At 68.7% G+C, this 24,336-nt stretch carries 19 protein-coding genes; 15 read left to right on the top strand and 4 right to left on the bottom strand.

The genetic code is table 11. The features are described 5' to 3' along the window. Positions 1–70: 70 nt before the first annotated feature. Positions 71–2,584 carry a DUF4268 domain-containing protein gene (locus KG102_RS04890; RefSeq protein ID WP_243884492.1) on the top strand — a complete coding sequence of 838 codons (2,514 nt, stop codon included), beginning with the start codon at positions 71–73 and terminating at the stop codon, positions 2,582–2,584. Between the two features lie 165 nt (positions 2,585–2,749). On the opposite strand, the gene KG102_RS04895 is transcribed toward KG102_RS04890, so the two are convergent. Continuing rightward, complete coding sequence (locus KG102_RS04895; RefSeq protein WP_208289414.1) at positions 2,750–4,117, bottom strand: hypothetical protein; 1,368 nt, start codon at positions 4,115–4,117, stop codon at positions 2,750–2,752. 398 nt (positions 4,118–4,515) lie between these two features. On the opposite strand from KG102_RS04895, the gene zorA reads away from it, so the two are divergent. From zorA to KG102_RS04915, 4 genes are read left to right on the top strand one after another with little or no spacing between them, the layout of a single operon-like run. Next, positions 4,516–6,207, top strand: coding sequence for an anti-phage ZorAB system protein ZorA (zorA, locus tag KG102_RS04900; protein ID WP_208289413.1), 1,692 nt, complete (start codon positions 4,516–4,518; stop codon positions 6,205–6,207). Then, a complete protein-coding gene (locus KG102_RS04905; protein WP_208289412.1) occupies positions 6,204–7,010 on the top strand; it encodes an OmpA/MotB family protein in 807 nt (268 codons plus the stop codon). The genes zorA and KG102_RS04905 overlap by 4 nt, the downstream gene beginning before the upstream one ends. Beyond that, positions 7,007–8,518 carry an EH signature domain-containing protein gene (locus tag KG102_RS04910; RefSeq protein ID WP_208289411.1) on the top strand — a complete coding sequence of 504 codons (1,512 nt, stop codon included), beginning with the start codon at positions 7,007–7,009 and terminating at the stop codon, positions 8,516–8,518. The genes KG102_RS04905 and KG102_RS04910 overlap by 4 nt, the downstream gene beginning before the upstream one ends. 1 nt (position 8,519) lies before the next feature. Beyond that, complete coding sequence (locus KG102_RS04915) at positions 8,520–11,537, top strand: DEAD/DEAH box helicase (RefSeq protein ID WP_208289410.1); 3,018 nt, start codon at positions 8,520–8,522, stop codon at positions 11,535–11,537. A 28-nt stretch (positions 11,538–11,565) separates the two neighbouring features. Here the strand turns inward: KG102_RS04915 and KG102_RS19035 are convergent, their stop codons facing one another. Together KG102_RS19035 and KG102_RS04925 are read right to left on the bottom strand one after the other, a co-directional pair. Continuing rightward, positions 11,566–11,871 (bottom strand): HNH endonuclease signature motif containing protein, encoded by a 306-nt coding sequence (locus tag KG102_RS19035; RefSeq protein ID WP_208289409.1) that lies wholly within the window; start codon positions 11,869–11,871, stop codon positions 11,566–11,568. Further along, positions 11,769–14,063, bottom strand: a complete 2,295-nt coding sequence (locus KG102_RS04925; RefSeq protein ID WP_208289408.1) for a UvrD-helicase domain-containing protein — start codon at positions 14,061–14,063, stop codon at positions 11,769–11,771. The genes KG102_RS19035 and KG102_RS04925 overlap by 103 nt, the downstream gene beginning before the upstream one ends. Positions 14,064–14,180: 117 nt before the next feature. On the opposite strand from KG102_RS04925, the gene KG102_RS04930 reads away from it, so the two are divergent. From KG102_RS04930 to KG102_RS04940, 3 genes are all read left to right on the top strand, one after another. Then, the gene (locus KG102_RS04930; protein ID WP_208289407.1) at positions 14,181–14,426 is read left to right on the top strand and encodes a ribbon-helix-helix protein, CopG family; all 246 of its coding nucleotides are present in this window, start codon (positions 14,181–14,183) and stop codon (positions 14,424–14,426) included. Beyond that, positions 14,423–14,764 carry a type II toxin-antitoxin system PemK/MazF family toxin gene (locus tag KG102_RS04935; RefSeq protein ID WP_307802837.1) on the top strand — a complete coding sequence of 114 codons (342 nt, stop codon included), beginning with the start codon at positions 14,423–14,425 and terminating at the stop codon, positions 14,762–14,764. Before KG102_RS04930 ends, KG102_RS04935 begins: the two co-directional genes overlap by 4 nt. Before the next feature lie 336 nt (positions 14,765–15,100). Continuing rightward, positions 15,101–16,258 carry a class I SAM-dependent methyltransferase gene (locus tag KG102_RS04940; protein WP_208289405.1) on the top strand — a complete coding sequence of 386 codons (1,158 nt, stop codon included), beginning with the start codon at positions 15,101–15,103 and terminating at the stop codon, positions 16,256–16,258. Between the two features lie 51 nt (positions 16,259–16,309). Here the strand turns inward: KG102_RS04940 and KG102_RS04945 are convergent, their stop codons facing one another. Then, positions 16,310–17,065, bottom strand: coding sequence for a FadR/GntR family transcriptional regulator (locus tag KG102_RS04945; RefSeq protein ID WP_208214537.1), 756 nt, complete (start codon positions 17,063–17,065; stop codon positions 16,310–16,312). A 209-nt stretch (positions 17,066–17,274) separates the two neighbouring features. On the opposite strand from KG102_RS04945, the gene KG102_RS04950 reads away from it, so the two are divergent. From KG102_RS04950 to KG102_RS04980, 7 genes are all read left to right on the top strand, one after another. Continuing rightward, positions 17,275–18,213, top strand: a complete 939-nt coding sequence (locus KG102_RS04950) for an isoaspartyl peptidase/L-asparaginase (RefSeq protein WP_208289404.1) — start codon at positions 17,275–17,277, stop codon at positions 18,211–18,213. After that, entirely contained in the window at positions 18,210–19,166 is a 957-nt protein-coding gene (locus KG102_RS04955; protein ID WP_208289403.1) for an ABC transporter permease, read from the top strand. The genes KG102_RS04950 and KG102_RS04955 overlap by 4 nt, the downstream gene beginning before the upstream one ends. Positions 19,167–19,227: 61 nt before the next feature. Further along, positions 19,228–20,391 (top strand): substrate-binding domain-containing protein, encoded by a 1,164-nt coding sequence (locus KG102_RS04960; protein WP_208289402.1) that lies wholly within the window; start codon positions 19,228–19,230, stop codon positions 20,389–20,391. A 73-nt stretch (positions 20,392–20,464) separates the two neighbouring features. Continuing rightward, positions 20,465–21,988 carry a sugar ABC transporter ATP-binding protein gene (locus KG102_RS04965; protein WP_208289401.1) on the top strand — a complete coding sequence of 508 codons (1,524 nt, stop codon included), beginning with the start codon at positions 20,465–20,467 and terminating at the stop codon, positions 21,986–21,988. Then, positions 21,985–22,971 (top strand): ABC transporter permease, encoded by a 987-nt coding sequence (locus tag KG102_RS04970; RefSeq protein WP_208214532.1) that lies wholly within the window; start codon positions 21,985–21,987, stop codon positions 22,969–22,971. Before KG102_RS04965 ends, KG102_RS04970 begins: the two co-directional genes overlap by 4 nt. Before the next feature lie 70 nt (positions 22,972–23,041). After that, complete coding sequence (locus KG102_RS04975; protein WP_208289400.1) at positions 23,042–23,521, top strand: TIGR03618 family F420-dependent PPOX class oxidoreductase; 480 nt, start codon at positions 23,042–23,044, stop codon at positions 23,519–23,521. Continuing rightward, a complete protein-coding gene (locus KG102_RS04980; RefSeq protein ID WP_208289399.1) occupies positions 23,521–24,276 on the top strand; it encodes an SDR family NAD(P)-dependent oxidoreductase in 756 nt (251 codons plus the stop codon). The genes KG102_RS04975 and KG102_RS04980 overlap by 1 nt, the downstream gene beginning before the upstream one ends. Positions 24,277–24,336: the final 60 nt, after the last annotated feature.

The raw sequence follows: 24,336 nt of genomic DNA on the forward strand, positions 1-24,336 counted from the left end.
CCACTCGGAGCGCTACGGTGTCGCGAGCTGATTCGCAGGTGAGAGCCCGGAGGCGCGTGTGGTCAAGGCAATGGAGACGAGCTTCGCCGGGGTGCTGGAAGGCAAGAAGCAGTACCAGGTGCCGCTGTACCAGCGTGTGTACTCGTGGGGTAAGAAGCAGCTCGACCAGCTCTGGGACGACATCATCGAGCTGGCTGCGACCCGACGCGACGAGCCGGGGGCGAGTCACTTCATCGGCTCGCTCGTCCTCGCGACGAGCCCTGACTTCAACGCCGTCGGCGTCTCCAAGATGCTCGTCGTCGACGGGCAGCAGCGCCTGACCACGCTCACACTGCTGCTCGCGGCTCTCCGCGACCACCTTGCCGAGACCGGCGACACCGCGAGCGCGGACGCCATCCACGCCCAATACCTGGTGAATGTCTACGACAAGGGCAAGCCCACCAAGGTGCTGCCCACCCAAGCCGACCGCGAGGCGTACAAGGCGGTGCTGACGTCATCGCCCGAGGCCGGCGGGTCCGATGCGATCGGCAACGCCTACAACCACTTCCGGGCCAAGATCGCTGCAGCGGACGACCCCGACGACCCGCACGACCTGGAGGAGCTCGAGAACGCCGTCATCCACGGGCTTGCCGTCGTTGTCGTGACGGCGGAGGCCGGGGACAACGCGCACCGCATCTTCGAGTCGCTCAACAACACCGGTCTCCAGCTCAACCAGTCCGACCTGCTCAAGAACTACCTCTTCATGCGGCTCGGCGAGCGGGCAGATGACGTGTACGACGCCGTCTGGCTTCCGTTGGAGAAGAAGTTGTCCTCCGGGTCTCTCGAGCTGCTGTTCTGGCTGGACCTGGCCCAGCGCGACGAGCGCGCCAAGCAGTCGGACACCTATGCCGGCCAGCAGAAGCGACTCGAGAAGCTCACCACTCCCGACCAGATCGAGTCCGAGGTGCGGCGCATCGCGGCCTTGGGCGACGTCCTGGCGACGATTCTCGACCCGTCGCGAGAGAGTGACCCGGCGATCCGGCGTCGGCTCGAACGCATCAGGGCGTGGGGCTCGACCACTGCGTACCCGGTCGTCATGACAATCCTCGCTCGGCGGGCCGCGGGTACTGCGACATCCGCTCAGGTCGCTGACGCGCTATTGACGCTGGAGTCGTACTTCGTGCGCCGCATTGTTGTCGGGCGCGCTACCGCCGGCCTCAACCGCAGCCTGCTCCAGGCGGTGAGCACCGTGACGGATGCCGAAGCCGTCGACCTCTCCCTGCGCGACTACCTGTCACAGGGGCGTAGGCACTTCGCCACAGACAAGCAGGTCCGCCAGGCCGTCGGAGTCGTGCCCTTCTACTGGCAGGGCCGCGCCGCCCAGAAGAAGCTGATCCTGCAGTGGCTGGAGGAGTCCTACGGGGCCAAGGAAGTTGTGGACCCCAGGAACCTCACGATCGAGCACGTACTGCCCCAGACCCTGACCGACGCGGTCCGGCAGGACTTCGCGGCCGGGCTCCCCGACCACGCGGACGTGGCAGCTGAGCACGAGCGCATCGTGCACACGATTGGCAACCTCACCCTCACCGGCTACAACAGCGAGCTCAGCAACCGCCCGTTCGCCGCCAAGCGGGCGATGCTCGCCGAGTCCGGGCTCCGCATGAACCAGGAGATTGCCGCCCACGAGGCATGGGGCACGGAGGACATCAACGGACGCGGGGCAGACCTGGCTGAAAAGATCATCGCTCTGTGGCCCGGACCGAACGAGGCGCTTACCGGCGCCAGCGACGACCAGCCGTCGGGCACCCGCCGGCTGGTCGCTTCGATCGTCGCCGAGATCCCCGCAGGCCGCTGGACCTCCTACGGCGAGGTCGCGCTCGTCGCGGGCTCGTACCCCCAGCCCATCGCGGCGATCATCACCACCTATCTCATGCAAGGTGCCTGGCGGGTGCTGCAGACCGGCGGGACGATCTCTCCGGGCTTCCGCTGGCTCGACCCCGAGCGCTCCGAGGACCCGCGCGCCTACCTGGAGTCGGAAGGCCTGAAGTTTGGCGACGACGGGCACGCCGCCACCGAGCAGTTCATCGATGCCCGGGAGCTCGCGGCTCTCGCCGGGCTCGAGGTCGGCGACGAATCTCCGGCCTGGCGGGCGGCGGGCTCCAGGCCGCTGCTGGCACAGCGCCAAGCGTTCTTCCAGACCGTCCACGACCTCGGCGGAGCCACTGGGACGCTCATCAGTTCATGGCCAAAGGCCACGCCGCAGGATGCCGTCGACGTGAATGTCGGTGTGCCCGGTTGCGCCGTCGTGCTCTCACTTGCCAGTCGTGAGCCCGCCGCCGTCTACTGCTCGTTCTACATCCGGAACGACAAGGCCCTGTTCTCCCACCTGCACAGTCGCCGCCACGAAATCGAGGACGCCCTCGGCGCCAGCCTCGAATGGCGAGACAACCCCGAGAATAAGTCAAGCCAAGCGATCCTCCGGCGTGACGGAGACTGGCGCGAGGAGGCTCTCGCACCGGGACTCGCACAGTGGCTCGTCACCACCGCCGAGACCTTCGCAGCGGTCTTTCCTGGGTACGTGGAGAGTGCCCGGCCGCTCGTTTGAACGCGATGGTCAATGGTGTGTGCCGTCGCGTTCCGCCCTTGAGGCGTTCGCGCTGACCCGGAATCGGTACGGCGGGTCCGGCGGCTTGCTGGCACCCGTAACAAGAGCCAGGAGACCAGGCGTGGCGAACCGGGAGAACGCGCGCTCTTCCTGCGGAGTAGCGGCTTAGGGCTCCCGCGCGACCGTTTCGGCATCATCACCAGCGCGAGCATCTCGATGCTCCCTCTTGCGCTTGAACCGTGCGCCGATCACGTCGGCCGCGGCGCCGCGAACGGCCCGTGCCGCATCATCGGCGGCGACCTTCGCGCGCGGCGCGTCCGAGATTCCGTCGCCGTCGACGTCCACGGCTCGGAAGACATCGGTAGCCCGGCCGACGGTCTCGGCCCCCAAGCGACCGGCGGCCGTGACGCTGACCGACGCTGAGGCGACCGCCTTGTCCCGCATCTCGAGGGCGGCGTGGCTCCAGCGCTTGGCGTCAGATGATTCAAGGCCTGAGTCGATGCCAAGTCGCCCGCGGAAGTCGGCGACGCCGATGGCCACCCGGTTACTCGATCGGACGACGGCCGGCGCGTCGAACGGGTTGAGCAGGACTTTGGAGTTCGCTCTGTCGACGGTCACGCGCATCTGCTCGAGAAGGCGGGCCGTACAGCCACCGATGAGCGCGAGCCGGTTCTGGCGGGCTGCCTGCAGTCCGGCTCGATGGCTCTCAAGTTCGTCGGGCGACGCGTCGAGCACACGGTCGAGCTCGAGCACGGCGACTGCATCCTGAAGCTGGAACGTACGCGCGAGGACAGCGAGCCACTCGAGGACTTTCGGCTCGGCCTTCTTGGTCTCCTTGGCGATGTCTCCAAGGTCCGCCTTCCTCTCAAGCTTCTCCGCGATCCCGTCGAGCTGGTGGATCGCATAGCCCTGCGTGCGTGCGATCGTCATCCCGGTCGCCTGCACCTTCGACCACGTGACTTCGGAGACCCGCCCGACCTGACCGCGGACGATGAGGGCCTCCTCGATGATCAGGTCGACGCCGATCATGTCCGCCAGCACGGCGACCTTCTGGCCGCGCAAGATGTCGTCGACCTTCTCATTGATCTCCTGGAGGTATTCGACGATCTCGTCCATCTGCTCCTGCATAGCGCGCTGCTGCATCATCGTCGACAGCGCGGAAAGAGCGAATGGTCCGGTCAGCAGTGCGGTCGGAGCTTGCGAGATCTGGAGCCACTGCTTGATGTCGCCGCGTTGCCCGACCATGGCGTGGCTGACACCCGGGTTCTTCGTCGCCATGAGTCCGTACTTCCTGACGGCCTCGGCGGACTCCGCGGTGAGCTTCACCCAGCGTCCAGAGTTGGCTGCGAGGTCCGCACCGACCTGTCCAGCGGTCGCGGCATTCGACGTGAACGACCGCAAGCGGTGCATGTCGAGCTCCTTCGATGGCACCCGGTCCAGCCCGGCCGAGAGGAAGAACCGCTCGATGTCGGTCGAACTGCCGATGATCGCAATGCCGTCGCCGTCGCTCACGAGCTCGATCTCGCTGCCCATCACTGCTCCTTCTTCCGCGAGCGCCTGTGCACGCGAGTCGTGTGATTTGCGCCCGACGGTACTCGGCCACGGCAGTCGAATCCCGGGTATGGACTCGCGTCGCAGTCCCGGATTGTCGCAATGGCGACCGCCAGACTGTTGTGCGCGCCGCTGCGGTCGATAACTCATCGACAGCAGCACTTCCGCACGTCAGAAGGTGCGACTAGTGCAACGGGTTCGCAAGCGTTGTTCTGAGTGGCCATCGCCAGTCCCCGCCTCCTGGTCTTCGCCTTCGAGCGTGGCGCCCGTCACCCAGACCGCACTCAAGGGGGTCCCCCGTTCGGCCGATAGCACCGAGGGCTACCGCGCGGTCGTGCGTGCGGCTCCAACGGTGATCTGCGACGGAAGTGACGTGACATATGAACGACGAGCCCGGCCTCGGCGGCATCCTGGTTCTGATCCTGCCGGACTTTGGGGCGCTGTTCGGCGGCGGCGTGGAGGCAGTCACTCCGGTCCTCGTGCTGATCATCGGCGGGCTCGCCGTCGGAGTCGGGGGCTTCGCGTGGCGTGAGGCGCAACGGGCCATCCGCCTCCTGACCGAATCGGCCGGCCCCGTCGACGGGGTGACGCAGGAAGACCTGTGGGCACGCCGCACGGAGATCGTCGAGAAGGCCAAGGCGTGCTCCCCACCAGTGGCCGACACGTGGCGCGAGTTCAACGAGACGCTGGTGAGCGACGGTCGGGCGCTGTTCAACACAGTGGAGGCGGCGGAGTTCTTTAACGAGCACCGCTTTGCCCCGCGGCTTGTCGGCAACCGGCTGCTACAGGCAGCCCCGACAGTCCTGACGATGCTCGGTCTGCTCGGGACGTTCATCGGGCTCACGGTCGGTCTTCGGGGTCTCGACCTGGGATCGTCAGCCGACGAGCTTCGTGGCGGTATCCAGACGCTCGTACACGGCGCATCGCTCGGGTTCACCGCCTCTCTGTGGGGCGTAGCGATGAGCCTGCTTACCAACGTCTTTGAGCGGTGGCAGGAACGCCGCGTCGTGAAGCGGGCTCAGGACCTGCAGTCACAGATCGATCACCTGTTCCGGATGCGTTCGCCGGAACAGTCCCTCTCGGACATCGCAGCCTCCTCGAAGGACTCGAACACGGCTCTGCAGGTGCTCCACGAGAAGATTGGCTCGGCCCTGCAAGAGTCCGTCAAGGGCGTCGGTGAAGAGACGGGCCGTGCGGTGACTCTGGCGATCCAAGAGGCGCTGGCGCCGGTCATGTCGGACCTTGCCAAGAGCGCGGCTGACCAGTCGGCCGACGTCTTCAAGGAGATCTCCGTTCAGCTCACCAAGTCGTTCAGCGAGATTGGCACATCGCTGGCTGGCGAGCTCAAGGCGTCCTCCGACTCGATGCGCGGCACGCTTGAATACATGGGCGAACAGCTCGCCCGACAGGCCGACCAACACCTCGCCCACATGACAGAGCTGCGGCGGACGACGACGGAGCAGATCACGGCGATGACCGCGGCGACGTCACGGCAGGTGGAGCTCCTCGACCGATCCCTGCCGCCGGTGGTCAGCGGTCTTGAGCGCGCCTCGTCGCTCGTCGGCGACGTGATGACCGGTATGGACGCCGCGACGGAGAACCTTCGTGCGGTCGCGTCGGACCTCGGCAACGTCAGCACCGGGCTGGGATCGATGCTCGCCTCCGCCATCGGCACAATGACCGAGCTGAGCAGCAAGACCTTGGAGGCGGCGCGTGCCCTCGACGACCAGCGGGGTGCCGTTGGGGAGCTCACTGAACGGTCCGTCATTGCCGCCCGGCACCTGACCGAGGCGTCCGAGACGCTCAACGGCGGCTTCGTCGGGATGCGCTCGGCCCAGCAGGCGTTCCTGGAGGACCTCCAGCAGCAGCTGACGAAGCACTCCGCGGCCATGTCGGGGTGGCTCGCCACGTACGGAGCGCAGGTCAACCAGCAGACCGCGCACCGAATGAGCGAGTGGAATGCCCACACCGAGGCGTTCACCAACCACATGCTCCAGGCCACGTCGGCCCTCTCGGACGCCATCGACGAGCTCGGAACCCCGCGCGCGGTGGAGCAAGGCACCTCAGCATGAGTTCGCGCATGCTCCGACGCAGACGCCCGCAGGAGAGCGCAGAAGAGACCGTTTGGATCTCCTTCTCCGACCTGATGACGGCACTGCTCACGGTCTTCATGCTGGCGGCCGTCGCCCTCGTCTTCACGCTCACCCAGGAGCAGTCCGCTCTCGAGGAGGTGCGTGCGGAGGCAGAGCAGGCAAAGGCCGATGCGCAGGCGGCACAGGAGCGGGGCGATCGGTTCGACGCCATGCTCGGCAGCCTGAGCACGAGTGAACACGTCCGTGCGGCGATGGTCGCGGAGATCCGCGATGCCCTCGCCGCGCAGGGCATCGCAGTCGAGGTGGATGCTGCTCACACCGTCATCCGCGTGCCCGTGGAACTCCTCGGCTTCGAGAGCGGCTCGTCGGAGATCCAGCCGCAGCACGAGGGAAGTGCGATCACGATCGGGAACGTGATTGCGGAAGTCCTTGTCAAGGACGGGCGCTACGGCGAGCTCGACACCGTGTTCGTCGAGGGCCACACGGACGACGTCCGCATGGACAGTCTGCACGGCGGCAACTGGGGCCTGTCGGCTAACCGTGCGATCTCGCTGTGGCGGCTGTGGGAAGACCGGCTGCCCACTGGACTGGGTGGCCTCGTAGGGCACTCCGGTGAACGGCTCTTCTCCGTCTCCGGTTACGCCGAGACGCGCCCGATCAACGTGGTGCAGACCACCGACGAGGAGCGCGCAGCGAACCGGCGTATCGACATCCGTTTCACCGAGCACAGGTTCTCCGAGCAGGAGCTTGCGGCGATCCGGGAGGGTACGGGCGGCGCATGAGGACCACACTGCTCGATCTTCCGGCTCCGAGCCTGACCCTGCCGCCTTGGAGTCGTGCAGTGCACACCACGTGGTCGCGGCGGGCCGAACGAGCGTCCGCGCTAAGCCGGGGCGCGGGCACTGGGCGGCATTTCGAAGTGTTGCTTTCGGAGGCGAGGTCGCTGCTCGAGGCCGGCGATACTGATCGGATCGTGGGGCGAGCCGGAGACCGACGGTTCCTGCGAGCCGTGCTCACGGTCTGGAACGACGACGCCGACCTCGCGCGGCGGACGATGGTGCCGTCGCTGTTGGGGGCGATGCGCCCGAGCGGTGGGTACTCCCGGCTCACGACCATCACGGCGGCGGTGCTTCTGTTCGAACACTTCGACACCCTCGACGAGTGGCATCACGGGCTGTTCGATGCCCTCTGCACCTTCGTCCGGGATGCCGTCGCCACGCAGACGGTGCGTCGGACGAGCGATCTCGTGGAGGTGCTGCGGTCCTGCGATGCTCTCCTTCTCGAACGTGAAGGGCCGCGACGGCTGGCGGATCATCTGGTGACGGTCAGGTCCGAGCCCGTCTTGTGGTTCAAGGAGAACCACCTGGGCTCCTACGCCGACAGCCGCCTGGGCCGCGTGATCAGGGATGCGTTCTACCTCGCGTGGATCGCCGCGGTCGACGCCGAGCGTGGCGAGCACCGATATCTCAGACATATCACCTCTGAGGTCGTCGCCCGGCAGCGCAGCGAGACAACCGATGCTGACGGCCGGTACTTCGGACACCACGTGCTGGAGGCGCTGACCGCGAAGCAGACGCGCCATCCGAGTGCGTCGTGGCTTGAGGCGGTGCTCGCGATCGGCGGGGACCCCCGCATGCGCGAAACCGATGAGTGGCAGAGGTGGTGGCCCGGCGTTTCTTCGTCCGGCTTGACGCGAGCAACGCGCTGGATGCAGGGCGTCAATCTGACGGCCTTCCTCGACGGAGTCGAGGCGTACGCGAGGAACACCTACAACAGTGACATGCAGCGCATGCTCGAGCGCCGCCGCCGCTTCCTCACCGGGCTCTATGAGCAGGACCGCATTGATGACGTGCGGCTGATCCTCGGAGACGACATCCGGACTTGGATCCGACGCAACGTTCCTGCCGCGGCCCAGGGTGACATCAGCCGCCTCAGTGACACGGATAGACAGGAAACGGCGGTCATCTACGTGGAGTGCGACACCTTCTCCCTCGTGGAGGGATCCCACAACTTCAAGCTGCACGTGTACGCGGGCGGTCAGCTACCGGAACTCAGCGACCGTCGGACGACCTCGTTCAGCGCCGGTGAACTCCGCATTGCGATTCCGAACCGATTCCAGCGGACGCACGGCGAAGCCAACTTCGACGCGTTCGCACACGACATCGCCGGCGCGTGGCTGAGGAAGGCCTTGGACTTCTTGCGCAGCCGTGGCGTCCGCCTCGACGAAAGGGCCCTGATGACGGCCCCCGACTACACCGAGTTGGCGATCCGCCGAGCCCGGATCTTCTGACGTGGGCTTCATCGACCGGATCCGCCGCAACAAGTCGGCCGCCCCTGACGACGACTTCTCGCCCATGCCGGGCTTCCGCGTCGACTTTGGCGAGGAGACCCGATTCATCGCCGACGTCGAGGCCCTGACGCTCATGCGGGCGGGCCGCGCGCAGCGCACCGCACAGGAGCAGTACTACGTGCTCGACGCGCTCGCAGATGACGGCCGCGGCACCGCGCACGCCGATGGCTTCACCCTGTCGGCCGAGGAGATCTGTCGGCTGGACACATCGGATGCTGCTGTCCTGAATCTCCCACCTCGCTATACGGGCAAGATCTCGACAACGGTCCACCACTGGACAGCGTCGAAGGGCTTCCGGGTCGAGGTCGAGCTGTACGCGGGGGCCTACCCGGCGCCCGTGCAGCGCAGGGGACCGGCCGTTCGCGTAGGCGCCCAGGTCTACCGCGCCAGCGTGCCGCTGCTCCGCACCTTGCACGCCCTCGAGACGCACGCGGCGTTGCCAGCCGACGCGAGGACCGAGGCTCGGAACGTGGGGCTGGTCGCCGAGCTCCAGACGGCGCAGCAGCTCGCTGCCTCCGATGACCCAGAGGTGCGGGACGGCGACTTCCGCCTCCGGCTCGGTGGTCTCGACAGCTTCCGCACGGTCACGCCGACCTCGGTCGGCCTCCTGGTGGAGCCCCAGCCGGACGGTTCCCTGCACGTCGAGCCTGACCTTGGGCCGGACGTCGACCGCGAGCTCATCCGTAAGCGCTGGCAGCAGCTCGACACATCGGCCGGGAGCGCCCAGACGGGCGGGGATGGCCCAGACTCTGCCGTGCTCCGCGCGGAGCACGATCTTGTGCTGCTCGAACCGCACGTTATCGATGGCATCCGCGAAGTCAGGAGCCGCCCACACATCCCTGCCGGCGAGGTTCGACAGTTCCTGGAGGCGCCCGGCTCGTACTACGACCCGGGCACGGTCGACGTCGACATCCGATTCGGCGTCCGGGTCGCAGGACTCGGCGTGATCGCTCCCGTCACCTTCACGGAGGCCCAGACCAGTGGCCTCGCCTGGTTCGGAGAGATCGGCGCCGTCTCGCCACCTGAGGCGCTCGCGGGCGTCGCACAGACGCCGAGGGAACAGACGCGAGTCGAGCAGGACGTCACCCATGCCTGGGATCGCGGGGAGGCCGTGCTCACCGTGGGTGAGCAGGTCGTCGATATTGCCGATCGCAGCCGCGTGCAGGAGGCGCTGACCGAGTCACGTCGCAGGATCGAGGCTCTGACAGTCGACGATGAGGCCGGCGACCCGTTGCAGGAGCCAGTGCCGTCCGACCGGCAGGTCACCGTCGGAATGCACATCCGTGATGCCGGGAACGTGGCGGACCGGCTGCGGGCGCAGGCACGCGAAGCCCGCCCGCGCGTTCCCGTCGACCTCGCCTCCCTGCGACGCCGGCCGTACGCACATCAGATTGCTGGCATCGAATGGATGGCGGGCCTCATGCAGGCGGCACACGGATCGCCGGCAGGAGATCCGGGGACCATCCAAGGAGCGCTCCTCGCGGACGACATGGGACTCGGGAAAACCTTCATGGTGCTCGTGGCACTCGCAGATTCGCAGCGGGCGCAGACCGCGTCCGGCCAGCAACCGCAGCCCGTCCTCGGCGTCATGCCTGTCGCCCTGCTGGAGAACTGGCTCCAGGAGATCGAGGCCACCTTCGGCACGAGGAACGGCCCATTCGCCGACATCGTCGTGCTTCAAGGTTCTGGCCTTGCGGACTACCGACTGCGCGGCGCGACGCGCGAGACGGCAGCGAGTCTGGACGACCTTGACGAGCACGGCATGGTGCGGGCGGATCGGATCCACGCGTCGCTGCGGGTCGGCGCCGAATGGGGCGAGGCCCGGCTCGACCGACCCGGCGTCCTGGTTCTGACTACCTACGAGACCTTGCGCCGGTACCAGGTGTCGCTCGGTCTCGTTGACTGGGGTGTCGTCATCCTCGACGAGGCCCAGGCGACCAAGAACCCGGAGATCCTTGCGACACGCGCCGCCAAGGCACTCAAGGCACGGTTCAAGTTGCTGGCAACTGGCACCCCTGTCGAAAACTCCCTGCGTGACTTCTGGTCGCTGGTCGACACCGCCCAACCGGGGTTGCTAGGGGCCTGGGCGCAGTTCGAAGAGGACTGGGTCACTCCGATGCAGGGCGCAACTGGAGAAGAGCACCAACGACTGGGACGAGCCCTGCGCGACGCGGTCGGCGACTTCATGCTTCGTCGGATCAAGGAGGACCACCTCACCGACCTGCCGCCGAAGCACATCCACCGCTACCCGCAGCTCATGCCGTCGATCCAGGTCGACGCTTACGACGAGGTCCTCACGGACTACCGTGCGGAAAAGGGCGGCGCAGGCGCGGCCCTGCGGACCCTGCACGCACTCTCCGACGTCTCCCTCCACCCAGGGCTGCGCTTCGGCGCCCTCGATGCGGACCCGGCTCTTGTGCGTCACTCCGCTCGCACGCTCGTCACTGTGCGTGACGTTCTCGACGGTGTCCGTGACTCAGGCGAGAAGGCGATCATCTTCGCCAAGCGCAAGGAGCTGCAGCGCGCCCTGCGCCTGTGGCTGGGGCAGCTCTACGGCCTGCCCATTGAGGTGGTCAACGGCGACACCGCGGCGACCGGCCTCGGTGAGACGCGGATGCACAAGATCCGCCAGTTCGAGGCCCGCGAGGGCTTCAACGTGATCATCATGTCGCCGCTCGCCGTCGGGGTGGGGCTCACCGTCGTTGGCGCCAACCACGCCATCCATCTCGAACGGCATTGGAACCCCGCCAAGGAGGCGCAGGCGACCGACCGTATTCACCGCATCGGGCAGCGGCGCGAGGTTCACGTCCATTACCCGATCGCACTGCACCCCGGCGTCCGATCATTCGACGAGAACCTCGATGAGCTCCTCGAGCGGAAGGTAGCGCTGCGGGACGCCGTCGTCGTGCCGCAGGAAGTGACCCAAGAAGAGCTGGAACGGGTACTGGGTTTGGTCTGAGCCCTCGCGGGAGCGAACCCTGCTGCCGTTACGCCTCACTCTGCGCGCGGTGCCGAAACCTTGCGTACCGCCACGACATCGCATCTGCATGCGGGTACGGCACTCCCGCGCGTAGCTGAAGAGCCGTCAGTCGCAGATCGTCCGGTTTGATGCGGGGGTCAAGCTCGATGCTTCCGGACCCTGGATTGAGCGCCCAGAGGCCGGCGTCGAAGGCTCTGTGCAGAGTCGCTGTCAGCAGGATGCCGTTGCGCCCATCGTCGGGCCGCAGTCGGCAACCGGGATGACATGGGCCGCGTCGAGCACTTCCTTCACCGGGATACCGGTGGTGGCGCATCGTGCCTCGATGGCGATCTTCATCCGCATGCGCGGCACGCCGGCGGCGGCAGGGATCACCCATCTATCGCACCCAGCGTTCAGCCGGCTTCGGGTAAATCGACGGCGTCCGTCGCTCAGTCCAGAGCCACCCACAACCCGTCTCTCGCCCGAGTCATCCCGACGTACACCTCGCGCCGCCGCAGGGTCCACCGCTCGCGCTCGGTGCCGTCCCGCCGGCGGGGTGGTGCTCACGTCGTCCTGGCGAACGTCGGGGAGCAGAACCTGCTTGAACTCCAGCCCCTTCGCGCGCTTGATCGTGCCGACCTTGACGCCGTCGGTCGGGCGGCCGTCATATGCGGTCAGCTCAGTCACCGGGATGCCGGCCTTGCGGAGCGCAGCCGCCGAGGCGCGCACGGCGTGCCGACTCAGGCAGAGCACGCCGATGTCACCGGGACCGGTGCCGACGGTCCGGAGCACCGTTTGTACGTGCGCGATGAGGTGTTTTTCGCGCTGAGCCCACGAGCCGCAGCGCACGAGCGTCGGCTGCGGCCCCTCTCGCTCGACCCGCGCCGGTCGCTCACCCCGGCCGATGACGCCGTCGATCTCGGCGTACTCGTCACCCGCAACGAGTCGCGACGCGAAGTCGAGGATCTGCTGCGTGTTGCGGTAGTTGGCGTCGAGCACGACGCCGCGACCCGCGATGTCGACGCCGATCTCGGCGAGGGTGTAGCCGCCGGGGTAGATCGTCTGCTGGCCGTCGCCGACGAGCAGGAAGGCGTCGTCACGATCGCCGACCAGGCGGTAGAGCATGCGCACCATGGCCGACGACAGGTCCTGCGCCTCATCGACCACGACGGCGGTGTAGCGGTCGGTCATCGGCTTGCGGTCCAGCTCGTGCTCCGCGAGAAGAATCTGGTCGGCCCAGTCGAGGACTCCTGCCGTACGGAGCCGCTCGTCGTACGCGACGCGCAAATCCCAGACGGCCCGTCGCTGTTCAACCGTGAGGGGGTAACGACGGCCCGCGCGCGTGAGGGCGGCGTACTCCTCGAAGGTCGTCAGCCCGCGGCCTTTGATGATGTGCGCGATCTCGTCTTTCCAGTAGTGCGAGTCCCGTGAGCTCGCACCGAGGACGCCGGGTGCGCCGATGTCGCGCCACGCGGAGTGAAACGCCTCATTGATCCGCGTGCCGTCGAGCCGGATCCGCACGCCCCGCTCGTCGAGAAGCCTGCTGGCGAACTCGTGGACACCCATGAAGTCGACCCGGTCGACGGCGTCGGGAGCCATACGTTCCAGCGTGCTGCGCAGCACATCCGGGAGGGTGCGGATGTAGGTGGTTACCAGGATGCGGCCGGGTCGTGAACGCGCCAGGTATGCCGCGCGATGGAGGGCGACGACGGTCTTGCCCGTTCCGGCTGCGCCTCGAATACGCGCGGGACCCTTGAACGTCCGGCGGACGAGCCGAGCCTGCGCCGGATGCAGGAAGCTCATCCACTCCTCGATGGGAGCGGCGAGCATGCCGTCGAGCAGCGCGGACTGCACCTCGTCGTCACTGAGGAGCGCGTCCTGGATCGGGTGGGTGTCGCGGGGGAGAGCAGGTTGGGGCACGGTGACACTGATCGGCGCTGGCGCGTTGACCTCGGGAAGCAGGGTGAGGGTGGCGGCTAGCACGGCGTCGACCTGCGACGGTGTCAGCCGCGCACCGAAGGACGCGATGTGGCGCAGCACGTCCTTCTCGCCGACGACGCGCACCGGTCCGACCGACTCGTTCACCGAGGCTCGCCCGGCGAGGACTGCCACGACGTGGACCTCACCTGGGGCCAGACCGACGTCCGCCAGTGCACCCTCGATCGTGTAGCCGAGATCGGCGAGGTTCATGAGGTCGTCTGTCGCGTCCTCCTGGCCGCGGTAGATCCGACCGTCCCCGATGCTGACGTCGCGCCAGGCCTTCGTGTCGACGACGAACACGCCGCCCGGCCCGACGACGACCAGGTCGACCTGGGCCCGACGGCTGCCGGGCCATCGGCGGTCGGCGAGCAGGTGATGTCCGACGGCCGCCAGCGGCGCCAACGCACGCGCGGTGGCCTTCTCCGTTACGTCGGCGATGCCGTACCGCGCCGCCGTGGCGCGAGCTTCCGCGGCGGCGGCCGTGTGCGCGTCGGCCAGCGCGATCTGGCGCCGGGCCTCGGCGCCGGCTGAGTCTCCTGCGGGCATCAGAACGTCCTCACCCGACCCCATCGGCAGCTGTCGCGCGCGCCTTGAGCGCGCCGGACGCCGCCGGTGCGAGGCCGTAACCGTGGACTGCCGGTAATACCGGGTTATACTTCCCGTGTGAAGACCGCGATTTCCATCCCCGACGAGACCTTCGAAAAGGCATCCCGGCGCGCGCACGACCTCGGGATGAGCCGATCGGAGTTCTTTACTCGCGCGGCAGCGCACTATCTCGACGAGCTCGACGCCGAGTCCGTGACGCGCCAGATCGACGCCGCCGTGGACGCGCTCGGCGTCGATGACTCGGCGGCTGACGCCGTCGCTGCCGGACGCCGCCTGCTCGACGCCGAAGCTGACGACTGGTGATTGAGCGAGGAGGGCTCTACTGGGCCGACCTCGGGGCACCGGTCGGATCCCGTCCGGCGAAACGGCGACCGGTGATGGTGATCTCGGCCGACACCTACAACCAGAGCCGACTCGCGACGGTCGTCGCCCTCGTGCTCACCTCCAACACGGACCTCGCGACCATGCCTGGCAACGTGTTCCTCCCAGCCGCAGCGACGGGGCTTCCGCGTGACTCGGTAGCGAACGTGACCGCCGTGGTGACGCTGAACAAGACTGACCTTGCCGAGCAGACTGGGCATACCCCTCTCGCACTGATGAGGGAGATCGACCGCGGGCTGCGAGGCTCACTCGATCTGTAGTGGGGGAGCTGAGCTCGAGGCGTCAACCCCGGACGACCCCGACCGGGTCTCGGCGGCCGCAACCTCGGAGCCGGGGATGTCGAGGCCGTAGTTGGCGAAGCCCGGCACCACCCACGCAAGGGCGATGTGCGAGGCACGGTTCACGGGATCTCCCGGGAGAGGTGGCGGCGTCGGGTGCGGCGCGGGCAGCACGGTAGGGATTGCTCGCGACGAGCGTCGTCGCTCATCCAAACGGACGCCGGATCGTGGACTGGCCGCGGCGTCGGTCGAGGACGGCGCTGACGTGCGAGGCCCGGCGGTTCATCGGGGTCGAGCACCGACAGCTAGCCTCGTGGCGTGGATGCGGCGCCAAGGCATGACGAGACCGACGTGCTCGCCGATCTCCGGCGCTACCCCGACCTCGAGGCGCCGAACCTGCATGCGGTCGACGCGAGCGACCGGCTGATCCTCGACGAGGCGGCCTCCGCGCTCGCGGCGGTTGCGGGTGACGACGTGGTCGTGATCGGCGACCACCACGGCGCGCTGACGCTCGGCGCGATCGCGCGGCACGGGCTATCCGGCGTCCGCACGCACCAGGACCGGTTGCTCGGCGAGCGGGCGCTCGCGGCCAACGCGGAGCGGCTGGGCCTCGGCGGGTTCACGTCGCTCGCACTCACGCCGGAGCTGGTCGCCGGCGCGAAGGTCGTGCTGCTCCAGCTCCCGCGGTCGCTCGATGCACTCGACGAGATTGCGGGCCTGGTCGCGGAGAACGCGGCCCCCGAGGTGGTGGTCTTCGCGGGTGGCCGGGTCAAGCACATGACGACCGCGATGAACGACGTCCTGCGTCGCCACTTCGCCGACGTGCAGGCGCACCTGGCGCGGCAGAAGTCGCGCGTGCTCGTCGCGTCGGCCCCCCGCCCGGCGGCCGAGCGGCCGGCACCACGCTGGCCGGAGTTCCAGGAGCACCCGGATTTGGGCATCACAGTGTGCGCGCACGGCGGGGTGTTCGCCGGGACGGCGATCGACATCGGCACGCGCGCCCTGCTCGCGCACCTCGACGCCGTGCCGACGGACGTCGCGTCGGCCGTCGACCTCGGCTGCGGCACGGGTGTGCTCGCCGTCGCGCTCGCGCGGGCGCGCCCGGATGCGGTCGTCACGGCGACCGACGAGTCGGCGGCCGCGGTGGACTCCGCACGCGCGACGGTCGCAGCGAACGGCCTGGAGGGACGCGTCGTCGTCCTGCGCGCGGACGGAGCCGACGGATTGCCCGACGAGAGCGCCGACCTCGTGCTGCTCAACCCGCCCTTCCACGTCGGCACGGCCGTGCATGCGGGCGTAGCGCGCGCGCTGTTCGAAGACGCCGCGCGCGTGCTGCGTCCCGGCGGTGAGCTGTGGGCGGTGTGGAACTCGCACCTGCGCTACCGGTCGACGCTGGAGCGCGTGGTCGGGCCGACCCGGCAGGTCAGCCGCGACCCGAAGTTCACCGTCACGGCCTCCACGCGCGCCCAGGCCTGACTGGCGGAAGGGGCCGGACGAGCTCGCGGCGACTGTGGTGCGGGACGCGGCTCAGCCGCACCAGACCGCCTTGTCCGCGATCTGACGTCGGGGTGTGCCGTCCGGGGAGTTGGCGTTGGCGGCGCTCGTGATCATGGAGTAGAGGCCCCACAGGTGCTCGACCGTTGCCTCACGCGCGGCGGTGGGGTCGCCGGCGACGATGGCCGCGACGATCGCGTCGTGGGTGTCGGCGGAGGTGGTGGCCGAGGCCGGGATGGCCAGGGACATGCTTCGGAACTCCCGCAGGCCCGGCACCAGGATGGCGTAGAGCTTGGACAGCAGCGCACTGTGCGCGCAGGCGACCAGGACCTCGTGGAACCCCTCGTCACTGTCGATGCGCGACTCGAGGTGCTCGGCGGCGCGGTGCTTGCGGGCAGCGCGGTCGAGCAGCGCCAGCTCCCGTGTGGTGGCCCGCTCCGCAGCGAGGCCGGCAGCGGTGACCTCGAGCGACATCCGGGCCTCGAACAGCTCGGTGACCTCGAAGTCGTTGTCGGCGCTCCACTGGACGAACGAGTGCACCGGTTCCATCCGGGTGCGGTCGACGACGAAGGTGCCCAGACCGGCCCGTACCTCGACCGCCCCCATGGTCCGGAGGCGCTGGATCGCCTCGCGCAGCGACGTGCGGCCGATGCCGAGGTCGCGGGCCAGCTCGGTCTCGGTGGGCAGCTGCTCGCCGGGTTTGAGCTCACCGCTCTTCATGGCAGTCAGGAATCGCTCGACGACGATGTCGGGTAGTGCGCGCCTGTCCCGCTGCTCCACCTTAAGCATCACTCGGGTCACGGTAGCAGGGTCGCTGACAGCCGCGGGAGGCGCTTCTCCGATCTTGTGTTTCGGCCGGTCAGCGGGCATGTTGCGGGCAGGTTAACTCTCTGCCTCGCTGCTTGCATGATGTCTGACAACCACTTAGCGTCCGTTGCTGAAACGCCTCACCCCGAAAGGCAGATCAGCCGACAATGGCCAGCGAACGCACACTTTTCATGACCCAGGAGTTCGACCTTCCGGGGGAGTTGCCCGTCGCCGTGGCGCACGGCGGGGTCGACATGGAGCCGACCCCCGCCACCTTCGCCACCCTGGAGCAGTCGACCGGCGTCGCCTTCGCGCTGCTCGCCGACGGACGACCGGGGATCGAGGCAGCGCTCGGCGCGGTCGCAGTCCTGGAAGACGACCCCGCGTTCAACGCCGGCTACGGATCAGTGCTCACCCGCACGGGGCAGGTGGAGACCGACGGCGCCGTCTCCGACGGCTTCACGGGCAGGTCCGCGGGAGTCGGCGCCGTCCCGGGCGTCCGTCATCCCGCCGCTGTGGCCTACGGGGTTCTTCAGGGCCGCGACACGGTCCTGCTGGCCGGGCCGGCCGCTGCCGACTACGCGCGGACGATCGGCCACTCTCCGGAGGACCTGGTCGTCGAGGAGCAGGTCCAGGCACTGGCGCGGATGCAGCCCGGTGACCAGCAGAGCGCCTTCACCGGCCGCAGGGTCCCCAGCGAGACGGTCGGCTGCATCACGATCACTGCCGACGGACGGATCGCCAGCGTGTCGAGCACCGGCGGGCTGATGGGCAAGCCATCCGGCCGGATCGGCGACGCGTGCATCCCCGGCGCGGGCTTCTGGACCGACCGCCGGTTCGGCGTCCTGTGCTCCGGCTCGGGAGAGGCCGCGCTGCGTCGCCAGCTCGCCAGCGAGGTCGCCCGTCGCGCCGGGCACTCGGGCCTGCTCGCGGCGCTGACCGACACGCTGACCGAGGCGGCCCGGACACCCGGGACGATCGGGGCCATCGTCGCCATCGACCTGGACGAGCGGAAGGTCGCCACCATCCACAACGGCGCCAGCTTCCCGGTCGTGGTCCGGCACGCAGGCGGCGCGTTCCGGCTCGGCGCCGCGGACGCACGGCTCTGGGACCAGGTGGGCGCACGATGACCGCCCTCGCGCTGGACACCGGGATCGCCCGGGTCCGCGACCGGATCGGCGCTGTCCTGTCCGGCAAGGGCATCTTCATCGCGCTGGCGGTGGTCCTGGTCGTCGCTGCCATCGTCGCGCCGAACTTCTACGCGCAGGTCAACGTCAGCAACACGCTGCGGCGGGCGTCCATCCTGGGCCTGGTGACCATCGGTCAGCTGGTCGTGCTCATGGTCCGCAACGTCGACCTCTCGGTCGCCGCGATGATCGGCATCACCGCGGTGCTGCTCTCCACGGCGCACACCACAGCGACCGGGCTGGTCATGGCGCTGCTGCTCGCAGTGGTCGTCGGAGCCGCGAACACCTGGCTGGTCGTCCGGCGCGGTGTGCCGGCCTTCGTCGCGACGTTCGGCATGGTCATGGTCCTGCAGGGCGGCAAGCTGATCTGGACGCAGGGCTCGACCAGCGGCGAGTCCCCGGCCGCGCTGGTCGACCTCGCTCGCGGGTCGGTCGGCCCGGTGCCGACGCCGTTCCTGCTGTGGCTGCTCGTCACGATCGCGCTGTCCGTCTGGATCAGCTCGACCCGGTCGGGCCGCAACGTCGTGGTGGCAGGCGCCAACCCGACGATGGCCCGTCTCTCGGGCATCAACGTCGGGAAGATCCAGTGGCTGGCCTTCACCGGCTCCGCCGTGCTGGCGGTCCTCGCCGGCGCGCTGCTCACCGGCTTCTCGGGGTACGTCGACCGCTCCATCGGCACCGGTTACGAGCTGGACTCGATCACCGCCGCACTCCTGGGCGGGGCGCGGTTCAAGGGCGGCGAGGGCTCCTTCGTCGGGGCGATGGGTGGCGTGCTGGTCCTGGCCGCGCTCGACACGCTGATCGTGGTCCTGGGCCTTCGACCCGAGCTCCAGGACGTCATCAAGGGCGTCGTCCTCATCCTCGCCCTGACCCTGCACTGGCCCGACCGGCGATGACCGGTGGTGGGTCCGCACCACCCCCCGAAGCAGCATCGACACCCATCCCCTGAGGAGAACCATGAGAACGACTGTTCGGACCGCTGCGGTCGGCGTGATCGGCACGCTGGCGCTGACCCTGACCGCCTGCTCCTCCGCCGACACCGAGGGCGCCGCGCCCAGCTCGACGAAGGCTGCGGAGCTGACGTTCGACGAGTCTGGCCGCCCGGTGCTCGACGACTCGTTCTCCAAGGCGGTCCAGGCTGCCAACGGGGTGACGGTTGACACCTCCGCCTTCAAGGCCGAGCCGCCCTACAACGTCGCGACCATCACGCAGGGGCCGGTCAACGGCTGGGCCACCACGTTCGACCTGGTCATGAAGGACAGCCTGGCCAAGTCCGGCAAGGTCGGCGACGTGATGTACGTCCCCTGGGACGGGGTCACCGAGAACCAGGTCAAGGGCATGGAGGACGCGATCGCGGCCGACGTGGACGCGATCGTGCTGCTGTCGATGTCCCGCGCCGGGCTCGTCTCGTCGATCGAGCGCGCCGCCGCTGCCGGTATCCCCGTGATCACCTGCATGGGTGGTGCCGAGACGGACGCGTACACCGCCGAGGTCAACGCAGACATCCCGCTGCAGGGCTTCCAGACCGCCGACGAGATCAGCAAGAAGCTCGACGGCAAGGGGCAGGTCGTCATGCTGAACGGCACCGCGGGGGTCGACTCGGCGGAGTTCTGGCGCTCAGGCGCCAACGCGGCGTTCTCGCAGTACCCCGAGATCGAGATCGTGACCGAGCAGTACGCCGACTGGTCGGCAGCCAAGGCCATGGACGTCATGCGGACCGTCGTCGCGCAGTACCCGGACGTGGACGCGGTGTGGGTGGGTGGCCTCGAGATGGGCCCGTCGGTGATCCAGGCCTACAAGGAGGGCGGCGCCGAGCTTCCCCTCGTCGGCGGGACCAACCCGACCAACGGGTTCCTTCGCCTGGCGATCGAGAACGACCTCGACTTCTACGTCGCGCCGTTCACACCCGCCGCGCCGCAGGAGTGCGTGAACACGATGCTCAAGGTCCTCGACGGCCAGCCGGTGCCGAAGTTCACCAACGTGGCCGACGTGCTCGAGGGTGCAGCCCCGTACGGCAAGGACGAGGCGTCCACGTGGTTCGAGGCGGCGTTCAACGACGACTTCAACGGCCCGAAGGTGCTCGACGACAAGGCCTACCTCGACGCCGGGTTCGGCAAGTAGAGCAGTCCTGAGGCCGGTGGGGCCGCCCCGGCGGCGGCCCCACCGCGCTCCGACCCGACAGAAGAAGGCAGCCATGGCCGACGTCCCAGCGCTCGAGCTGGTCGGAATCACCAAGCAGTACGGGCCCGTGCGGGCGCTCGACGGCGTCTCGCTGTCCGTGCGCGCCGGCGAGGTGCACGCCCTCATGGGCGAGAACGGCGCCGGGAAGTCGACGCTCCTGAAGGTCCTCAGCGGGGTCACGAAGGCGGACTCCGGCACGCTGCGACTCTTCGGGTCCGACGTCAACCTCAGCAGGTTCACGGCGCGGGCAGCCCGGGACGCCGGCGTGGCGATCGTGCACCAGGAGTTCTCGCTCATCCCGTCGCTGACGGTCGCGGAGAACATCTTCCTGGGCTCCGAGCTGGCCAGCCGCGGCGTGATGCGCGACGCGGCGATGGCAACCGAGGCGAGCAGGCTGCTCGGTCGGCTGGATGCCGGGATCTCGAGCAAGACCCTCGTCGGCGACCTGAGCCTGGCCCAGGCGCAGCTCGTCGAGATCGCCAAGGCCCTGGCGGGTGACGTCAAGGTCATCGCGCTGGACGAGCCGTCGGCTGTCCTGTCCGGCGATGAGCTGGACAAGCTCTTCGACGTCGTCGCGGGGCTCGCCGCGAGCGGCGTGGCCGTCCTCTACGTGAGCCACCGGATGGACGAGGTGTTCACGCTCTGCGAGCGGTACACCGTGCTCAAGGACGGGCAGAACAGTGGGACCGGGTCGATCGCCGAGACCGACGCGACCGCACTCATCGCCTCGATGGTGGGACGCAACGTGTCCCAGATGTTCCCGCCCTCCGCCCTGCGGCCCGGGGAGGTCGTGCTGCAGGCACGGGCCTTCGAGGTGGCCGGTCTCGCGCCGCTCGACCTCGACGTGCGCGCCGGTGAGGTGGTGGGCATCGCCGGGCTGCAGGGCTCAGGGCGCACGCGCCTGGCACGCGGCCTGTTCGGGGACGTGCCGGTCATCGGTGGCGAGCTCCGGCTGGGTGGCAAGCCGGCGCGGCTCGGGGGGCCGGCGCAGGCCATGGCGTCCGGGATCGCCTACCTGCCGGAGGACCGCAAGGGCATGGGCCTGGCTCTCGGCAAGTCGGTGGCCACCAACGTGTCGATGCTGTCGTGGCGACGGTTGCGGTCGGCCGGCGGCCTCATCGGACGGGCGAAGGAACGGGCCCTGGTCGCCGGGGCCGTGCGCAAGCTGTCCATCAGGACGAGCGAGTCCGGCTCCGCGCCGGTCGGCACCCTGTCCGGGGGCAACCAGCAGAAGGTCGTCATCGCCAAGTGGCTCGAGCTGCTCCCGGACGTCGTCATCTTCGACGAGCCGACGCGCGGCATCGACGTCGGGGCCAAGGAGCAGATCTACACGATCCTGCGGGACCTCGCCGACGCGGGCAAGGCCGTCATTCTCATCTCCTCCGAGCTGATCGAGGTCCTCGGCATGTCCGACCGGATCCTGGTGATGGTCGACGGAGACGTCGTCGGCGAGCTGCCCGGCGACACCGCGACTGAGGAGAAGATCATGGATCTGATCGTCTCGCACCGCCCCGAGACGCCGGCGGTGTCGGCATGAGCGGGCGGCTGAAGGCCAAGGTGGCGCGGGCTGCCGAGAGCGGAGCGGTCGTCTGGCTGATCGTTCTGGTGCTCGCCCTGTTCGCGAGCATCCAGTCGAGCGGTTTCGGCACCTTCGCCAACCTGAGCAACGTCAGCCGGCAGGGGTCGCTGCTCGCGATCGTCGCTCTCGGGGTGTTCGTCGTCGTCCTGCTCGGGCACTACGACGTCTCGATCGCGGCCAACGCCAAGGTGTCGTCCATCTGTGCGGCGTTGACCATGAACGGGCTCGACGCCAACCTGGCGGTCGGTGTCGCCGTGGGTCTCGGCGTGGGTCTGCTGATCGGGGTGGTCAACGCGATCCTGGTGGTGCGGCTGAAGGTGGAGTCCTTCATCGCGACGCTGGGCACGGGCACGATCCTCACCGGGTTGGCCGTGTTCGTCGCGCCCACTCCGGTGGGCAAGGCGGCGCCGAGCCTGTCGGCGTTCTACCAGCAGCGCGTGGGCGGCCTGTACGTCGTGGTCCTGGTCATCGCGCTGCTGTGGATCGCGACCTGGTTCGTCCTGCGCCGCACGGTGCCCGGGCGGCACGTGTTCGCGGTCGGCGCGGACAGCCACGTCGCCGAGATGAGCGGGATCGCCGTCACCAAGATCCAGGTCTCCGGCTTCCTGGCCAGCGGGCTGCTGGGCGGCCTGGCGGGGCTCTTCGTGCTCGCCAGCGCGGGGCTCGGCGATGCGAACGCGGCAGCCGGTCTGGAGTTCACCGCGCTGGCCACGGTGGTCATCGGCGGAGCCAGCCTCGACGGTGGGCGCGGCAAGCTCCTCGGGCTGCTGGGTGGCGTGGTCCTGTTCGCACTCATCGGCAACATCTTCAACATGCTGCGCATCGACGTCTGGTACCAGGAGCTGCTGCGCGGCCTGGTGATCCTGGTCGCGGCCGCCATGTTCGCCGGCGGCGCACGGACCATCGTCCGACGGCGCCCGCGCGCGGCTCGACCGGCGTGAGGCCGGCCGCGGGCAACCCGGCGCCCACCACCGCACGTCACAACGAAAGGAAGTACAGCTGACCATGGCCATGACATCCGACTCCGGCCGAGGAATGACGCCGGACGAGCTCGACGAGTTCCTCACCGCCGGCAAGCTGTTCGCGAAGATCGCCACGGTCAACGAGGACGGGATCCCGCAGATCAGCCCCGTCTGGTACGCCTGGGACGGCGAGGCGTTCCTCGTCGTGAGCAAGGAACGCACCGGCATGGTCAAGAACCTGCGACGCGACCCCCGCTGCGGCCTGCTGGTGGACAACGTGGAGCTGCCCTACAAGCGCGTCAGCGTGCAGGGTGCCGTGGAGTTCCTCGGCCCCGACTTCGACTACGAGACCCCCATGCGCCAGATGGTGCTGCGTTACCTCGGCGAAGAGGGCATGGCCTACGCCGAGAGCACCATGGTCTTCCCGCGTGTCCCGTTCTACGTCCGGCCCCTGCGCATGACCAGCTGGAACGGCGGCGGCTTCGACCGGACGTTCAACAAGGAGACCGTCTGGCGTGAGGTCGGCTGATGGCGGGCAACGGACGCCTCGACGGCCTGCGGGTCCTGCTCACCGGCGGCGGCTCGGGGATCGGGCTCGCGATCGTGCAGCGGTATGTCGAGGAGGGCGCGATCGTCTCGGTCGCGGACCTGAACCCGGCGGCCGCCCCGGCGGTCGAGAGCCTCGGCGCGCGGTTCGCCGCTGTCGACGTCGCCGACGCCGACGCGGTGGTGGCGTGGGTGGACCAGGAGGCCGCGGCGCTCGGGGGGATCGACGTCGCCGTCGCGGGTGCCGGCTACCAGCTGGTCGCCATGGCGACCGACCTGACAGTCGAGCAGTGGGACCACCAGATGGCCGTCATGCTGCGGGGACCCTTCGTGCTGTTCAAGTCGGTCCTGCCGTACGTCATCGAGGGAGGCGGAGGATCGCTCATCGTGATCGGCTCCAACCTCTCGTTCGCGGGAATGACGAAGACCACCAGCTACACCGCCGCGAAGCACGGGGTCATCGGTCTGGTCCAGGTCCTGGCGGTCGACTACGCGCAGGACGGGGTGCGGGTCAACGCCCTGTGCCCCGGACCGACCGACACCCCGTTGATCCGTCGCCAGCTCGAGGAGGCGGCCGACCCGGCGGCCAAGCTGGCGCAGTGGAACAGCGACATGGTGCTCAACCGGCTCGGCACGCCCGAGGAGATCGCGGCAGGCGCCGTCTTCCTGGCGAGCGACGAGTCGAGCTTCGTGACCGGGTCGTCGTTGATGATCGACGGCGGCTTCACAGCCTGGTGAGCGCGCGACCTGTCCGCCGCCCGGCACGGCTCGGGTGAGGGCAGGTCGACCGACCACACG

This window comes from Cellulomonas fengjieae, from assembly GCF_018388465.1.
Classification (GTDB): domain Bacteria; phylum Actinomycetota; class Actinomycetes; order Actinomycetales; family Cellulomonadaceae; genus Cellulomonas; species Cellulomonas fengjieae.

Coding starts and splice junctions, on each gene's coding strand:
- KG102_RS04965 (WP_208289401.1), top strand. CDS start 20,465: ATGGCCGACGTCCCAGCGCTCGAGCTGGTCGGAATCACCAAGCAGTAC.
- KG102_RS04975 (WP_208289400.1), top strand. CDS start 23,042: ATGACATCCGACTCCGGCCGAGGAATGACGCCGGACGAGCTCGACGAG.
- KG102_RS04955 (WP_208289403.1), top strand. CDS start 18,210: ATGACCGCCCTCGCGCTGGACACCGGGATCGCCCGGGTCCGCGACCGG.
- KG102_RS04890 (WP_243884492.1), top strand. CDS start 71: ATGGAGACGAGCTTCGCCGGGGTGCTGGAAGGCAAGAAGCAGTACCAG.
- KG102_RS04905 (WP_208289412.1), top strand. CDS start 6,204: ATGAGTTCGCGCATGCTCCGACGCAGACGCCCGCAGGAGAGCGCAGAA.
- KG102_RS04945 (WP_208214537.1), bottom strand. CDS start 17,065: ATGCTTAAGGTGGAGCAGCGGGACAGGCGCGCACTACCCGACATCGTC.
- KG102_RS04980 (WP_208289399.1), top strand. CDS start 23,521: ATGGCGGGCAACGGACGCCTCGACGGCCTGCGGGTCCTGCTCACCGGC.
- KG102_RS04925 (WP_208289408.1), bottom strand. CDS start 14,063: ATGCCCGCAGGAGACTCAGCCGGCGCCGAGGCCCGGCGCCAGATCGCG.
- KG102_RS04910 (WP_208289411.1), top strand. CDS start 7,007: ATGAGGACCACACTGCTCGATCTTCCGGCTCCGAGCCTGACCCTGCCG.
- KG102_RS04950 (WP_208289404.1), top strand. CDS start 17,275: ATGACCCAGGAGTTCGACCTTCCGGGGGAGTTGCCCGTCGCCGTGGCG.
- zorA (WP_208289413.1), top strand. CDS start 4,516: ATGAACGACGAGCCCGGCCTCGGCGGCATCCTGGTTCTGATCCTGCCG.
- KG102_RS04895 (WP_208289414.1), bottom strand. CDS start 4,117: ATGGGCAGCGAGATCGAGCTCGTGAGCGACGGCGACGGCATTGCGATC.
- KG102_RS04960 (WP_208289402.1), top strand. CDS start 19,228: ATGAGAACGACTGTTCGGACCGCTGCGGTCGGCGTGATCGGCACGCTG.
- KG102_RS19035 (WP_208289409.1), bottom strand. CDS start 11,871: ATGCGCCACCACCGGTATCCCGGTGAAGGAAGTGCTCGACGCGGCCCA.
- KG102_RS04970 (WP_208214532.1), top strand. CDS start 21,985: ATGAGCGGGCGGCTGAAGGCCAAGGTGGCGCGGGCTGCCGAGAGCGGA.